This is a genomic window from Pseudomonas imperatae, from assembly GCF_057128625.1.
This window is the reverse complement of the sequence record NZ_JBSKHP010000003.1, coordinates 222,285-237,205: the sequence shown is the minus strand read 5'-3', so window position 1 is coordinate 237,205 and position 14,921 is coordinate 222,285. Positions and strand designations below refer to the sequence as shown.

Below are 14,921 nucleotides of genomic sequence, written 5' to 3'. Positions count from 1 at the left end.
TGCCGACCTGCCGGGTAAACGCTTGCCCGGCAACCTGCCTGAGTTAAGTTTTCATGACCCTACGTGTGTTCACCCCCCTGCAGGTCACCCTGCACTGGCTTTCGGCCGCCGTGATCTTGTGGGCGCTGTGCAGTGGCTTCCTGGTTGCCTTTGCTGATCTGCCGGCCCCGATCAAGATTTGGATCAGTGGTTTCAACGTTTCATTGACGACCTTGCTGACCCCGCTGTTTGCCCTGCGCATGGCCCTGGCCTGGCGCCACCGGCACCGGTGCGTGCAGGCCCCGGGCTTGATGGGCTATTTGGCGCGCCAGGCCCATCGTGCCTTGTACGCCGTTACCGCGTTGGTGCTGTTGACCGGGGTGCTGATGATGGATCGTGACATCGAAGTATTTGGCCTGCTGCGCCTGCCGGCGTTGGTAGACGACCCGCTGATGTTGCGGCGCTATCATGCTATCCACCTAAATGCCTGCGTGGTGCTCGCAGGCCTGCTGGTGGCGCACCTGGGCGCTGTGGTCATGCACCACTGGCGCCGCACGCCAGTGCTGCAGCGGATGTGGTTTTGATGGCCCGGCCCGCTGCGCTGCTTCAATTCCTCGCGCCCTTGTTGGTGGTGGGCTGGGCGGGCTGGCAAGGTGTGCAGGAGTATTACCTGCGCTTGCTGCCTGTGCCTGCGCCGCCCTTGACCATGCCGTCACCGGCGCCTGGCACTTTCGATGGCGGGGACATCGCCCTGCTGTTCGGCCTGGGGCCGCAAGCGCCCGCCGGTGAGCCTGTTGCAAGCCATGACGTGAAGGCTATTCTGGCCGCCCGCGATGGCCAGGGCGTGGCCTTGATTGCCAGCGCGGGCCAGCAGCACCTGTATCGCGTGGGCGATGCCCTGCCATCGGGCGCGGTGGTGCGACGTATCGAGCCTGGCCGGGTCATCATCTGGCACGCTCGCCATGAGCACACCCTCAGCCTGGCGGCCGCGCCGGCCTGGTTGGCCACCCGCGTGCCCGCAGAGGCGGTGCCACGTCATCTGCGCCAGGGTGGCAGGCCATGAAGCGCTGGCTTTGCCTGGTTGCCCTGGGCGTCTGCGGCCTGTGCCTGGCGCAGGATGAGCACTGGTACCTGAGTATGAAGGATGCCGAGCTGCGCGACGTGGTGCAGGAGATGTCCGCCATCCTGGGCACCACTATCGTCCTCGATTCGCGGGTGAAGGGCCGCATCAGCGTGCACTCGGACCGCGAGTTGGACCGCACGGGTGTGCGCGAACTGTTTTATTCCGTGCTCGACACCCATGGCTTTGCGGCGGTGGCCGATGGTGAGCAGCTGCTGATCGTGCCGGCCAGCGAGGCCAAGGGGCGCTCGGGCAGTGAGGGCCGCAGCCAATTCGTCACCCGCGTGGTGCCCTTGGGCGCTGCCAGCGCGGCGGACCTGGCAGCGTTGTTGCGCCCGCTGGTCTCCGCCAACGGCTACCTGGGTCCTTCGGCCTCGGCCAATGCCCTGGTCATCACCGACGCGTCGCGCAACGTGCAGCGCCTGGTGGACATCGTGCAACGCCTCGACACCGGCGCCAACCTCGTCCACGACGTGGTCGAGCTGCGCCAGGGGCTGGCGACCGAGGTAGCCAGGGTCATCGAGCAATCCCTGGGCAAGGTGGGCAGCGAGGCCGGCAGCCAGGTGCTGGCCGACCCGCGCAGCAACCGCCTGATCATCATCGGCACCCAGCCGGCCCGCCAGCGCCTGGTGCAACTGGCTCGCTCGCTGGACACCGGCGCCAGCCAGAAGACCGACAATTCACGGGTGGTCCGCCTGCGCCATGGGGATGCCGCACAGTTGGCCGAAGTGCTCGATGGCATCGCCCAGCAGATGGGCCAGGCCGTGCCAGCCGGGGCCGGCAAGGCCACGTTCAAGGCTGGGGGCGAGGTGATGGTGCGGGCCGACCAGAGCCAGAACGCCCTGGTGCTGATTGCGCCACCCCTGCAGCTGGACACCCTGGCGCGCATCATCGAGCAGTTGGACCAGCCGCGGGCACAGGTACTGATTCACGCAGCCATCGTCGAGATATCCGGCGACGTCAAGGAGGCCCTTGGTGTGCAGTGGGCGTTCAGTGGTGGCAGTGCGGGCGGTGCCATCAATTTCCCTGGTACAGGTATCAGCATTGGCTCGTTGCTGGGCAAGGGCGAAGTGAGCCTGCCGGAAGGGGCCGTGGTGGGGGCGGGCAGCGATCGTTTCGGCGTGCTGGTCAGCGCCCTGGCCAGCAGCAGCCACAACAACCTGCTGTCCACCCCCAGCCTGCTGACGCTGGACAACCAGCCTGCGGAAATCCTGGTGGGGCAGAACGTCCCGTTCCAGACCGGTTCCTACACCACATCCGGTAATGGCGCCGACAACCCGTTTACCACGGTCGAGCGCAAGGACGTTGGTATCAGCCTGAAGATACTCCCGCATATCAACGAAGGGGCCACCTTGCGGCTGGAGGTGGAGCAGGAAAGCTCCGAGATCGCCACGGTCGCCACCGGCAGCAAAGACCTGATCACCAACAAGCGCGCGCTCAAGAGCACCATCCTGGCCGACGACGGCGAAATTATCGTCATCGGCGGGCTGATCAAGGACAGCCTGCGCCACCAGGAGTCGGGCGTGCCGCTGTTGCGCAGCATTCCCTGGCTGGGCGGCTTGTTCCGTTGGCGCAGCGAGGTGAAGGAAAAAACCAACCTGATGGTGTTCCTGCGCCCCACCATCGTGCGCGGCACGGACACCCTGGCGCGGTTCAGCCAGGGTAGCTACGACCAGTTGCGTGGCCCCGGCGACGGCTCGCCGCTGCTGCCCGGGCGCCTCGACCAGGTACTTGACGCGCCTACCGTAGACCTACGGCGACGCAAGGGGGACGCGCCATGACCGTCCTGCCGTTCGCCTTCGCCCAGCGCTTTGGCGTGCTGCTGCAGGGCAATGGCCTGTGGGTTCGCGAGGATGCGCCACTGACTGCCATTGCCGAGGGCTTGCGGCTGATGCCGGCAGGTGGCGCCTTGCAGGTGGTCAACAGCGCGGACTTCGCCGCGCGCCTGGCGCAGTGTTATCAACGTGGCCAAAGCGCCGCCGAGCAAATGGCCCAGGGCCTGGACGGCGACCTGGACCTGCTGCGGGTAGCCGAGGCGCTGCCACGTACGGCGGATCTGCTGGAGCAGGAAGGGGACGCGCCGATCATCCGCCTGATCAATGCGCTGCTTGGCCAGGCAGTGCGGGAGAAGGCTTCGGACGTGCACCTGGAAACCTTCGAGCACAGCCTGGTGGTGCGCCTGCGCATCGATGGCCAGTTGCGCGAAGTGTTGCGGCCGCGGCGCGAGCTGGCCAGCCTGCTGGTGTCACGGATCAAGGTTATGGCGCGGCTGGATATCGCCGAGCGCCGCTTGCCCCAGGACGGGCGCATGGCCTTGCGCCTGGCGGGGCACGAGGTGGACGTGAGGGTGTCGACCTTGCCTTCCGCCCACGGCGAACGGGTGGTGCTGCGCCTGCTCGACAAGCAGGCCGGCCACCTCGACCTGGCGGCCCTGGGCATGGCCAGCGACACCCTCGCGCGTTGGCACGACGTGCTCGCGCGCCCCCACGGCATCGTGCTGGTGACCGGCCCCACCGGCTCGGGCAAGACCACCAGCCTGTATGCAGCGTTGCAGCAGCTCAACGACAGCACGCGCAACATCCTCACCGTCGAGGATCCGGTTGAATACCACCTGCCCGGTATCGGCCAGACCCCGGTCAACCCCCGTGTGGACATGACCTTTGCCCGTGGCCTGCGAGCCATCCTGCGCCAGGACCCGGACGTGGTCATGGTCGGCGAGATCCGCGACGCCGAGACTGCCCAGGTGGCGGTGCAGGCGTCGCTGACCGGGCACCTGGTGCTGTCCACCCTGCATACCAACAGCGCGACCAGTGCCGTTACCCGCCTGCTGGACATGGGCGTTGACGCCTACCTGCTGGCTTCGTCGCTGACGGCCGTGCTGGCCCAGCGGCTGGTGCGCACGTTATGCCCGGCCTGCAAGGTGGCCTACGTCGCACAACCGCCTGAGTTTGCCCGCCTGGGCTTGCCGCCGGGCAGCCAGCAACAGCTCTGCCGCGCCCATGGCTGCGACGACTGCCTGCAAGGCTACCGTGGGCGGCAGGGCATCTATGAGCTGTTGGTCATGGATACCTGCTTGGCCGCGCTTGTACATGCCGGGGCTGCCGAGGGCGAGTTGCTCAAGGTGGCGCGCCAGGCGGCGCCCAGCCTGTTCGAAGATGGCCGGCGACTGGTGCTGGCTGGCCAGACCAGCCTCGACGAGCTGTTGCGCGTCAGCCGGGAAGATTGACCATGGCGCTTTTCAATTACCGTGCCCGAGGGGCCAACGGCCGCTTGCAGCGCGGCGAGCAAGCGGCCGATAGCGCCCGCCACGCTCGGCAATTACTGCGCGAGCGCGGCCTGGCCGTGGAGCACATGCAACCTGTGCAGCAGCGCCGCCGGGGCGGTGGTTTGAGCGCGGGCCAATTGGCCCTGTTCACTCGCCAATTGGCTACCCTGGTACAAGCCTCGCTGCCACTGGAAGAGGCCCTGGCCGCGGTGGCCGCGCAAAGCGCAAGGCCGGCGCAGGCGAGCCTGGTCCAGGCGCTGCGCTTGCACATCATCGCCGGGCACGGCCTGGCGCAAGCGCTGGCCTGTCATCCGGGCAGTTTTCCCGAACTGTACCGCGCCGCTGTGGCCGCAGGCGAAAGCTGCGGCTACCTGGGCGCGGTGCTTGAGCAACTGTCCGACTACACCCAGGCGCGCCTGCAGGCACGCCAGCGCATCCAGATGGCGCTGGTCTATCCCTTGATCCTGCTGCTGGCGTCCATGGCCATTGTGCTATTCCTGCTGGGCTTCGTGGTGCCCGACGTGGTGGCGATGTTCGCCGACAGCGGCCAGGCGCTGCCCTGGTTGACGCGTGCGCTGATCGTGGTCAGCGACGCAGTGGCCGATCACGGCGGGGTTGGCCTTCTGCTGGGCGTCATGGCCGGAGTGGCGGCGGCCCTTGCCCTGCGCCGGCCTGGCGTGCGCCTGCGTTGGCACCAGTGGCTGCTGCGCGTGCCGCTGCTCGGCACCACGGTGCGTGCCATGGAAGCGGCACGTTTTGCCAGCACCCTGGCCATCCTCGGCCACAGTGCCGTGCCGTTGCTGGATGCCTTGCGCACGGCGGCCAGCGTGGTCGGCAACCTGAGCATGCGCGCGCGCCTGTTGCTGGTGGCCGAGGCCGTGCGCCAGGGCACTAGCCTGACCAGCGCCCTGGGCCAGGCGGGCGACCTGCCGCCGATGATGCTGCACATGATCGCCTGTGGCGAACGGGTCGGGGAGCTCAACCCCATGCTCGAACGCGCCGCGCAACAGCAGGAAAGGCAGCTGGCCGCACAACTGGCCTTGCTGGCCAGCCTGTTCGAACCCCTGATGCTGGTGGTGATGGGCAGCGTCGTGCTGCTGATCGTCATGGCCATCCTGCTGCCCATTCTCAGCCTCAACCAACTGGTGACCTGATGCGAACCCGGCAACGTGGATTTACGTTGATAGAAATCATGATCGTGGTGGTGATCATCGGCGTGCTCGGCGCCCTGGTGGTGCCGCAATTCATGAGTAGGCCCGACCAGGCCAAGGCCACTGCAGCGCGCAGCGACCTGCAGGCCATCGCCACAGCGCTGGAAATGTACCGGCTCGACAACCACGGCTACCCCTCGACGCAGCAGGGGTTGCAGGCCCTGGTGCAGCGCCCGCTGGGGCAACCCGAGGCGCGCGCCTGGAACCCCCAGGGCTATTTGCGCCAGGTGCCGGTAGACCCCTGGGGCACCGCCTACCAGTACCGCAGCCCCGGGCAGCGTTCGCCTGGGCACTATGACCTGTACTCCCTGGGCGCCGATGGCGCGCCGGGTGGGGACGGCGTGGCCGCCGAGATCGGCAATTGGCAGCAGCCATGAGGCGTCTGGCCACTCGTGGTTTTACCCTGCTCGAAACCCTGGTGGTCATTGTGCTGCTGGGCGTGCTGCTGGGAATGGCCACCTTGGTTGCCGGGCCTTCGACGGGCCGGCAGGCCCGCGACCAGGCCACGGGCCTGCTGCAGGTGCTGCACGCGGCGCGTGAAGCCGCCGTGTTGGATGGGCGTGAATATGGGCTGCTGTTCAGGCACGACAGCTATCGCCTGCTGCGTTTGCAGCCCGATGGCTGGCAGCCGGTAGCGCCTTTGCGCAGCGCCGGCAGGTTGCGCTGGACGCTGGCGCAAGGCGGCCTGCCGGCGGCACTGGGGCCGGAACAGGATGTGCCACAGGTGTGGCTGCTCACCAGTGATGAGTACAGCCCCTTCGAGCTGCAGCTTGAGGCCGACGGCAAACCGCTGGTGGCCATCATTGGCGATGGCCTGAACGAGCCTGCCTGGCATGAGTAATGAGCGCGGGTTCACCTTGCTGGAAATGATGGTGGCGCTGGCGGTGTTTGCCGCGCTGGCGACCGCCGTGCTGGGTGCCAGCCAGTTCAGCTTGCGCCAGGCCAGCCACTTGCAGGAGCGCCAGTTTGCCCAGTGGATCCTGGACAACCATCTGGCGCAGGTGTGGCTGGAGGCCGGTGGGCCGGGCAGCCTGGACGTACAGCGCATCGATTTTGCCGGGCGCCGCTGGCAGCTGCAGGCACGCCACGAGGGCGATAGCCTGCACCTGCAGCTGCGCTTGGAAGGTGACGAGAGCACCCTGCATACCTTGCACGCGTGGGTGCCCCGAGGTGGCTAGGCAACGGGGCTTTACCCTGCTGGAAATGCTGATCGCCCTGGCGCTGTTTGCCCTGTTGGGCGTGGCCTGCTGGCGCCTGTTCGACACGGTAGTGCGCGCCCAGCGCGCCAGTACCGAACAGGCCCAGGCGCTGCGCGGCCTGCAACGTGCGTTGGCGGTGGTGGAGCGTGACGTGTTGCACGTTGATCCTCGCTCCTTGCGCTTGGCTTCGGGGAGCCTGCAGCTGATACGGGGTAACTGGCCAGCCCCTGCATCCTTGCAGCGCAGCGAATTTCAGGATGTGCGGTACCAGCTGGCGCAGGGCGCGCTGCTGCGCACGGGGTTACAGCCCCAGGCCCAGCGCCTGCTGGCCGGTGTCGAGCAACTGCAGTGGCGCGTACGCGACCACGAGGGCCACTGGCATCTGCGCTGGCCCAATGGTGGTGCGCGCCGGCCGGTGGCGCTGGAGCTGAGCCTGTCCACTACTCGTCATGCCAATGTACGACGCCTGTGGTTGCTGCCGGTTGGCCCACCATGAAGCAGGGGCAGGCAGGGATGGCATTGATTACCGTGCTGCTGGTCATGGGGCTGGCGCTGTTGCTGACGGCAGCGATGTTACGTGAGCAACGGCTGATGGTGCGCAGCAGCGCCTTGCAGTTGCACACCCTGCAACTGCGTCAATGGGTGATCAGCGCAGAGGGCTGGGCCAAGGCGCAACTGCCGCGCCAGCCTGGCCCTGTGGCGAGCAGCCAGCAGTGGGCGCTGGCGCAGCCACCATGGCGTGCGCCGGGTGGGCTTATGGAAGTGGCCATCGAAGACCTGGCCGGGCGGGTAAACACACCCTCGCAGGGGCCATCCCTCAGTGACAGGCACAATCCCCAGGTCAGCCATCTGCCACGGCATGTGGGGTTGAACATCAATACCGCGAGCCTGGATTCGATGCTGGCAAGCGGCCTTGCCCCGGAGGTGGCCCGGCGGTTGATCGCCGAACGGCCCCGCGGTGGCTATTCCAGCGTCAAAGCCGCTTTCAACGGGCAGGTACCGGCGGCTCCAGCCTTGAGCGTGACCAGCCGTTGGTTCCAGGTACGGGTGCGCGCGACCCTGGGCGACCATGGCCTGCTGCTGGTCAGCGATTTCGAACTGGCACGCAACGGTCGTGAGCCGTTGCTGCGGCAAAGGCGGCTGTTACCCATCAGCGGCGCAGGGGGCTACTGGCCATGAGTAACTGGTTATATCTACTGCCTGCAGGCCTCGCCGATCCAGGCCCACAATGGCCTTGCCTGCTGTACCGGGCCGGTGAGCCGGCGCGTCCGCTGTCGCTGGCCGACGCCGTGGGACGCGGGCACATGCGGGTCGTGCTGCCCATGGAGATGTTCGGCTGGTTGCAGACGCAGCCATGGCCGGGGCGCCGGCCCTCGGCGCTGACGGTGGCCTATGCGCTGGAGGAGCAGATAGCGGGCGATATCGACACCCTGCAGCTGTTCCTCACGCCACCCGACGCCTTGCGCCGCCACTGCCTGTGGTTCACCGAGCGCACAAGGTTCGCCGCGCTGCTGGCGCTGTTGCGGCCCCTTAGGCCCGACAGCGTGTGTATCGACGCCGACCTGCTGCCCAAGGCGCTCCCTTGCGGGCGCTGGTGGGGCGGGCGCTGGTTGCTGGGCGGTGCACTGCCGGCACGCCTGGCGGTGCCGGCGAGCGGGCGCGAGGCGTTGCAGGCGCACCTGCCCGCCGGCATGACATGGCTGGATGCCGAGGAACACTGGGCGCCTTCCGCGCCTGGGTTCGATGTGCTCGGCGGCAAAGGGCGGGCCTGGGCCTGGCCTTGGCGCAGCCTGGCGGCCAGTGCCGCGCTGATGTGGCTGCTGGCTTGTGTCTTCACAGCCCTGCGCACGCAACACGTCGACCACCAGCTACAAGCGTTATCCACCGCCAACGACCTGCGTTTCGGCCAACTGTTGCCGCAGCACGCGCACGTTAGCGATGTGGCGACCCGCTTGCGCATTGCCGCGCAGCCGCCCACCGCCAGCGCCGGCACCGACATGGTTCGGCTGATGACGCTGGCAGCGTCACTGGCGGGTAGCGCCGACCTGCAGCTGCAACGTATTACCCTGCGCCCTGGGCAGGGCTGGACCCTGGACGTCAGTGTCAGCCACCTGCAGGCGCTGGAACAGCTCAAGGCCCGCAGCCCGCTGCCGGTCCAGGTGCGCAGCGCCACCCAGGAGCAAGGGCGGGTGCAGGCCACCCTGGATGTGGAGGGCGTACAGCCATGAAAGGCTACTGGCAACGACGCTCCGCACGTGAGCGGCAATGGCTGAAGGGGGCGGCGCTGTTGCTGGCCGCAGTCACTGGCTACCTGGGCCTGTGGCTGCCTGCGCACCAGCATTTGGCCACCGTGCAGGCGCGTTATGAGCAACAGCTGCAATTGCAGCGGGTGCTGGCGTCAGTCGGGGCCCAGCACGGGCAGCCTGCGCCCGCCTCACTGGCCAGCCTTGTGAGTGAAAGCGCGCAGCGGCGTGCGGTGCTGGTACGCGAGATGAGCCTGGCCGCCGGCAGCCTGCGCCTGGCCGCGAGCGGCGAAGCGCTGGCCTTGTTGGCGTGGCTGGCGGAGCTGGAGCAGGCTGGAGCACAGTGGCAGAGCCTGGTACTAACCCGCGAGGAGGAGGGGCTGCTGGTGCGCATGAGCCTGGATGACGGCTGAACCGTTGCTTTTCAAATGCAAAGGGTTACCATTACAATTTGTGCGATAATATCCATTCGCCATCATCTTGTTTTGTAACCCGCGACCGCCATGAAGCCAGCCCATTACACATTTACCCAGATCGGCCTGCACTGGCTGTCGGCCCTGTTCATCCTCTGGGCGCTGGTGATGGGCTTCTCGGTGATGCTCCTCGACGTCACCCCAGGCTTCAAGGCCACCATCGCCGGCCTCAACGTGTCGCTGTCGATCCTGTTCATCCCGGTATTCGCCCTGCGCACCTGGCTGCGCCTGCGCCACCTGCGTGGCCACGGCCACCGCCCCGGCGAGCGCCTGGCCGGGGTTATCCATAACGTCATCTACGCCGTCACCGCCCTGGTGCTGCTGACCGGCGTGCTGATGATGGACCGGCCCATCCAGGTGTTCGACTGGGTGACCTTGCCACAGCCCATCCTCGACCCCGTGTGGGACCACCGCTTCCACACCCTGCACGCCGCCTGCAATGCCCTGCTGGGCATGCTGGTGGCGCTGCACGTGCTGGCGGTGGTCAAGCATGAAGCGCTGGGCAAGCCGGTGCTGCGGCGCATGTGGGTAGAAGCGCGTCCGTAATCCCCGACGCGGCCTCGCGGCCGCTGCTACACGGATTCTCTGTAGCCGCTGCCGCCAGGCTGCGCTGGGCCTTCTCCACGCTGAAGACCTTCAGTGTACTCAGGGGCCAGCGCAGCCTAACGGCAGCGGCTACGCACACCTTCGCGCATTGCCCCTATCAGCGCAGGGTTTCGCCAGCGTGGCTGCGCTGGTCCAGGGTGTTCAGCGCCGCGCAGCCGGGCTCCAGTAGCAGGTAGGCGGCCAGGGCGAAGTGGCTCAGGTCGGCGTCCTCGGTGTTGCGCGCGCTCATGCAGGCCAGGCCCTTGAGCATGTTGTTGGCGGCGCGCATGCGCAGCTCGGTGAACTCGAGCAGGTCGGCCATGGGTGCCTCGGTGTCCAGGTGGAGGACGGGGGTGGCGGTGAAGTTGCTGGTCAGTGCAAGAAAACGCGACATTCGAAAATCTCATTTGAAGTGATTGAGGCCGCCCAGCGAATCAGTTGGGTGGCAGCTGCGTACGGGTTAGCAGACCGGTCACACTCATCCCGGCGCACCCGAAGGTGCCCCGCCCGCAGCTGCCATAGTCGAAATGAGGGCGAGCGAAAACACCTCGAATCGAAAGCGAGTTGCGAAAGATAAATGTGATCTGGACTGCTAAATCCAGGCCGCAAAAACGCGGCCGCCGGCACTATGCGGCCACGATTCCCCCTCAACAACCCCATTTCCGGCCTTTAGGAAACGTCCTGCAAGACTCTCGGATCATATAAAGGATTTGTAGGAAATGCCTCGGCGGGGGAGTGAGCGAATGTAACGCGATGGCAATTGTCCTTGGGGCTCAGGCGCCCGCGTAGCAGCTGCCGCCAGGCTGCGTCGCGCCGCAGAGCGGCGCTCGATCATCACCCTACTTTCCCCCCAACGGCGCCAGCCGCGCCAACCGCGCCGCCACCGCCAGCGCCACCACCAGCAACCCACCAATAAACACCCCAACCCCATTCCACCCCGCATAGTTCCACGCCACCCCGCCCAGGGTGCCGGCTACGCTTGAGCCCACGTAGTAGCTGAACAGGTACAGCGACGAGGCCTGGCCCTTGGCCTTGGTGGCGCGGCGGCCGATCCAGCTGCTGGCCACGGAGTGGGCGCCGAAGAAGCCGAAGGTGAACATCAGCATGCCGACGATGATCACCGGCAGCGGGCTCAGCAGGGTGGCCAGCAGGCCGGCGAACATCAGGGTGATGCTCATCCAGAACACCTTGCGGCGGCCGTGCTGGTCGGCCAGGGCGCCGACCTTGGCCGAGCTGTAGATGCCGGCTAAGTACACCACCGACAGCAGGCCCACCAGCGCCTGGCTCATGTGGTACGGGCCGGCCAGCAGGCGGTAGCCGATATAGTTGAACAGCGTGACGAAGGCGCCCATCAGCAGGAACGCTTCCAGGAACAGCCACGGCAGGCCGGCGTCCTTGAAGTGCATGGTGAAGCCTTCCAGCAGGCCGCGCGGGTTCATCTTGCGCGGGCGGAAGTTGCGCGATTCGGGCAGGATCTTCACGAACACCAGCGCGGCAACCAGGGCCAGGGCGCCGATCACCAGCATTGCCGTGTGCCAGCTGACGAAGTCGATGAGCACGCCGCTGATCAGCCGCCCGCTCATGCCGCCAATGGCGTTGCCGCCGATGTACAGGCCCATGGCCAGGCCGATGTGTTGCGGGTGAATTTCTTCGCTCAGGTAGGTCATGGCCACTGCGGCCAGGCCGCTGAGGGACAGGCCGGTGAGTGCGCGCATCACCAGCACGCCCTGCCAGGTGGGCATCATGGCGCTGGCCAGGGTGCACAGGGCGGCGGCGAACAGGGCGAAGACCATCACCGGCTTGCGGCCGATGGCGTCGCTGATGGGCCCGGTGATCAGCAAGCCGATGGCGAGCATGCCGGTGGACACCGACAGGATCAGGCTGCTTTGCGCCGCGTTGATGGCGAACTCTTTCGACAGGATCGGCATCATCGGCTGCACGCAGTACAGCAGCGCGAAGGTGGCGAAGCCGCCGGAGAACAGCGCCAGCACGGTGCGCATGAACAGCGGCGTGCCTTTCTCGATGTAGGCTTCGCTCAAGTGCGTGGCAACATCGGCGAGGGAAGTGGGGGGCGTTTCGGAGTGCTGGACGGCAGCGGCAGTTTTCACGCGGGGCCTCGAAAGGTGCGGCACAAGTGGCAATGAGAAAAAGCATATAGCTGGCTAATTATTCTTTCCAATATATTGTTCGACCCATTTGATAGCTTCAACGACCTATTCGAGGCCGCCATGGAACTGCGACACCTGCGTTACTTCATCGCCGTGGCTCAAGAGCTGCATTTTGGCCGTGCCGCCGAGGTGCTGGGCATCTCGCAACCGCCCCTGAGCCAGCAAATCCAGGCGCTGGAGCAGGAACTGGGCGCACGCCTGTTCGAGCGTACCAACCGTCGGGTGGCGCTCAGCGAGGCCGGGCGGTTGTTCCTGGAAGAGGCGCGGCTGGTGCTGGCCCAGGTGGACAAGGCCGCCAACGTGGCGCGCCGCGCGCAGCTGGGCGAACTGGGCGAGATGAAGATCGGCTTCACCTCGTCGGCGCCGTTCAACTCCGGCATTCCCAAGGCCATCTACGCGTTCCGCCAGGCCTTCCCGGCGGTGCACCTGAACCTGGAAGAGATGAGCAGCGTGGGCGTGGCGGAGGCACTGGTGGACGAGACCATTGAAGTGGGCCTGATACGGCCCCTGCCGTTGCCCGACTCGCTGACCTGGGTCGAGCTGTTCAGCGAACCGCTGGTGGCCGTGCTCAACGCCGACCACCCCCTGGCCCAGGGCAGCGAAGCGGGGCTGTACATGAACGCCCTGGCGCAGGAGCCGTTCGTGTTCTTCCCGCGCAGCTACGGCAGTGGCCTGTATGCGCAACTGATCAACCTGGCGACCCAGGCCGGCTTCAGCCCGCACTTCGCCCAGGAGGCCGGCGAGGCCATGACCATCATCGGCCTGGTGTCCGCCGGCCTGGGCGTGTCGGTGCTGCCGGCCTCTTACCAGTCCATGCGCATCGAAGGTGTGGTCTACCGCACCCTGCTCGACCCCGAGGCCATCACCTCGGTGTGGCTGGTGCAGCGCAAGGCCAACACCTCGGCCATGGCCAAGGCGTTCGTGGACATTGTGACCCGGCAATCAAGCCCTTGATAAATGGTCGAAATGGTCCGTTCAAGTTGTCGCACCCCAGGCCGATGACTTCAGGGCGAGTTATCCCCCTGGAGTCCCTATGAACGTCCGTCAGCTGCGCATCTCGACCCGTGCCTTCCTCAGTTTCGGCCTGATCAGCCTGTTGATGCTGGGCTTTGGCATCTTCTCCATGAACCAGATCACGCACATGCGTGAAGCCGTGATTCATACTGAGGACGTGTCCCACGCCGGCACCCGGTGGTTGGGCAGCATTCGCGACAACTCCCTGGGCATTCGCGTGCTCACCTTCCGCCTGATGCTCAACCGCGACCCGGCGCAGCTGCGCCCGGCCCTGGACCGCATGACCTTCCTGCGCGGCGAGCTGGACAAGGCGCTGCAGGGCTACACCCCGATCGTGCCGGACGCCGCCCGTTCGGCGTTCGCGCAGATGCAAAGCGTGGTGGGCCGCTATCAGGAGCAGCTGTCGCGCTACCAGGCGCTGTCTGACCAGGGCGACACCCAAGGCATGCTGGCGCTGCTCAACGGCCCGATCCAAGACCTGTCCGACCAGACCGGCAACCTGTTCAACGAGCTGGTGAAGATCAACCTGCAGGAATCCGGCCTGTACACCGCCGCCGCCAAGGCCCGCTACGAGACCGCCATGCAGACCACCATCGTGGTGCTGGTGATTGTCTTCCTGCTGACCGTGGCGCTGGCCTGGATGCTGACCCGCAGCATCGTCAAGCCGCTGGAAGAAGCGGTGACCGCCGCCGGCCGAATCGCCCAGGGCGACCTCACTGGCCGTATCAACGTCGATGGCGAAGACGAAGCCGCCGCGCTGCTGCGCTCGCTGGTGGCCATGCAGAAAAGCCTGACCGACACCTTGCGCCTGATCGGCGACTCGTCGCACCAGCTGGCGGCGGCGTCGGAAGAAATGACCGCCATCACCAACCAGACCTCGGGCGACCTGAACAACCAGAACGCCGAGATCCAGCAGGCCGCCACCGCGGTCAACGAAATGACTGCCGCGGTGGAAGAAGTGGCGCGCAACGCCGTCTCCACCGCTGACGCGTCCAGCGCCTCGACCAAGACCGCCCAGCTGGGCCGTGAGCGCGTCGACACCACCATCATCGCCATCCAGCGCATGGGTGAGCGCGTCGAAGACGCCTCCGAGCAGGTCAAGGAACTGGCCGCCCACTCCCAGGACATCGGCAAGATCCTCGACGTGATCCGTGGCGTGGCCGAGCAGACCAACCTGCTGGCGCTGAACGCCGCCATCGAGGCCGCCCGTGCCGGCGAGGCGGGCCGCGGCTTCGCCGTGGTGGCCGACGAAGTGCGCGCCCTGGCCGGCCGCACGCAAACCTCCACCCAGGAAATCGAGCAGATGGTCGCGGCCATCCAGCAGGGCACGGCCAAGGTGGTCGAGACCATGCAGGCCAACAACGACCAGGCGCTGTCGACCCTGGACACCGCCAAGACCGCCGGTACCGCCCTGGACGAAATCGCCGCGGCGATCTCGTTGATCCACGAGCGCAACATGGTCATCGCCAGCGCCTCGGAAGAACAGGCCCAGGTGGCACGCGAAATCGACCGCAACCTGGTCAACATCCGCGACCTGTCGATCCAGACCTCGGAAGGCGCCGGCCAGATCGACGAAGCCAGCCAGTCGCTGTCGGGCCTGTCCCATGACCTGAAGAACATGGTGGGGCGCTTCCAGCTCTGACCTCGCCCCTGTAGCAGCGGCC

General features: G+C 66.6%; 17 protein-coding genes. 15 read left to right on the top strand and 2 right to left on the bottom strand.

Going from position 1 to position 14,921, the window contains the following annotated elements:
- The first annotated feature begins 53 nt into the window (after window positions 1-53).
- From ACWKWX_RS05725 to ACWKWX_RS05665, 13 genes are all read left to right on the top strand, one after another.
- Window positions 54-563 carry a cytochrome b gene (locus tag ACWKWX_RS05725; protein ID WP_476294835.1) on the top strand — a complete coding sequence of 170 codons (510 nt, stop codon included), beginning with the start codon at window positions 54-56 and terminating at the stop codon, window positions 561-563.
- Window positions 563-1,042, top strand: coding sequence for a type II secretion system protein N (locus ACWKWX_RS05720; RefSeq protein WP_483827200.1), 480 nt, complete (start codon window positions 563-565; stop codon window positions 1,040-1,042). The genes ACWKWX_RS05725 and ACWKWX_RS05720 overlap by 1 nt, the downstream gene beginning before the upstream one ends.
- Complete coding sequence (gene gspD / locus ACWKWX_RS05715; RefSeq protein ID WP_483827199.1) at window positions 1,039-2,880, top strand: type II secretion system secretin GspD; 1,842 nt, start codon at window positions 1,039-1,041, stop codon at window positions 2,878-2,880. Before ACWKWX_RS05720 ends, gspD begins: the two co-directional genes overlap by 4 nt.
- Window positions 2,877-4,325, top strand: a complete 1,449-nt coding sequence (gene gspE, locus ACWKWX_RS05710; RefSeq protein WP_483827198.1) for a type II secretion system ATPase GspE — start codon at window positions 2,877-2,879, stop codon at window positions 4,323-4,325. Before gspD ends, gspE begins: the two co-directional genes overlap by 4 nt.
- Window positions 4,326-4,327: 2 nt before the next feature.
- The gene (gene gspF, locus ACWKWX_RS05705; RefSeq protein ID WP_483827197.1) at window positions 4,328-5,518 is read left to right on the top strand and encodes a type II secretion system inner membrane protein GspF; all 1,191 of its coding nucleotides are present in this window, start codon (window positions 4,328-4,330) and stop codon (window positions 5,516-5,518) included.
- Window positions 5,518-5,952 carry a type II secretion system major pseudopilin GspG gene (gspG, locus tag ACWKWX_RS05700; protein WP_416422071.1) on the top strand — a complete coding sequence of 145 codons (435 nt, stop codon included), beginning with the start codon at window positions 5,518-5,520 and terminating at the stop codon, window positions 5,950-5,952. The genes gspF and gspG overlap by 1 nt, the downstream gene beginning before the upstream one ends.
- Complete coding sequence (gene gspH, locus ACWKWX_RS05695) at window positions 5,949-6,416, top strand: type II secretion system minor pseudopilin GspH (RefSeq protein ID WP_483827196.1); 468 nt, start codon at window positions 5,949-5,951, stop codon at window positions 6,414-6,416. The genes gspG and gspH overlap by 4 nt, the downstream gene beginning before the upstream one ends.
- Window positions 6,409-6,753 carry a type II secretion system minor pseudopilin GspI gene (gene gspI / locus ACWKWX_RS05690; protein ID WP_416422073.1) on the top strand — a complete coding sequence of 115 codons (345 nt, stop codon included), beginning with the start codon at window positions 6,409-6,411 and terminating at the stop codon, window positions 6,751-6,753. The genes gspH and gspI overlap by 8 nt, the downstream gene beginning before the upstream one ends.
- Window positions 6,746-7,270 carry a type II secretion system protein GspJ gene (locus ACWKWX_RS05685; protein WP_483827195.1) on the top strand — a complete coding sequence of 175 codons (525 nt, stop codon included), beginning with the start codon at window positions 6,746-6,748 and terminating at the stop codon, window positions 7,268-7,270. The genes gspI and ACWKWX_RS05685 overlap by 8 nt, the downstream gene beginning before the upstream one ends.
- Before the next feature lie 17 nt (window positions 7,271-7,287).
- Window positions 7,288-7,953: a type II secretion system protein GspK gene (locus ACWKWX_RS05680; RefSeq protein WP_483827194.1), complete on the top strand. Its 666-nt coding sequence runs from the start codon at window positions 7,288-7,290 to the stop codon at window positions 7,951-7,953.
- Complete coding sequence (gspL, locus tag ACWKWX_RS05675; protein ID WP_483827193.1) at window positions 7,950-9,002, top strand: type II secretion system protein GspL; 1,053 nt, start codon at window positions 7,950-7,952, stop codon at window positions 9,000-9,002. Before ACWKWX_RS05680 ends, gspL begins: the two co-directional genes overlap by 4 nt.
- Entirely contained in the window at window positions 8,999-9,430 is a 432-nt protein-coding gene (gene gspM, locus ACWKWX_RS05670; protein WP_483827192.1) for a type II secretion system protein GspM, read from the top strand. The genes gspL and gspM overlap by 4 nt, the downstream gene beginning before the upstream one ends.
- A gap of 90 nt (window positions 9,431-9,520) precedes the next feature.
- Entirely contained in the window at window positions 9,521-10,036 is a 516-nt protein-coding gene (locus ACWKWX_RS05665) for a cytochrome b (RefSeq protein WP_483827191.1), read from the top strand.
- Between the two features lie 157 nt (window positions 10,037-10,193).
- Here ACWKWX_RS05665 and ACWKWX_RS05660 read toward each other — a convergent pair whose 3' ends face one another.
- Complete coding sequence (locus tag ACWKWX_RS05660) at window positions 10,194-10,469, bottom strand: hypothetical protein (protein ID WP_416422079.1); 276 nt, start codon at window positions 10,467-10,469, stop codon at window positions 10,194-10,196.
- Between the two features lie 445 nt (window positions 10,470-10,914).
- A complete protein-coding gene (locus ACWKWX_RS05655) occupies window positions 10,915-12,183 on the bottom strand; it encodes an MFS transporter (protein ID WP_483827190.1) in 1,269 nt (422 codons plus the stop codon).
- 120 nt (window positions 12,184-12,303) lie between these two features.
- Here ACWKWX_RS05655 and ACWKWX_RS05650 point away from each other — a divergent pair, with 120 nt between their 5' ends.
- Window positions 12,304-13,197: a LysR family transcriptional regulator gene (locus ACWKWX_RS05650; RefSeq protein ID WP_416422081.1), complete on the top strand. Its 894-nt coding sequence runs from the start codon at window positions 12,304-12,306 to the stop codon at window positions 13,195-13,197.
- 79 nt (window positions 13,198-13,276) lie between these two features.
- The gene (locus tag ACWKWX_RS05645) at window positions 13,277-14,899 is read left to right on the top strand and encodes a methyl-accepting chemotaxis protein (RefSeq protein WP_483827189.1); all 1,623 of its coding nucleotides are present in this window, start codon (window positions 13,277-13,279) and stop codon (window positions 14,897-14,899) included.
- Window positions 14,900-14,921: the final 22 nt, after the last annotated feature.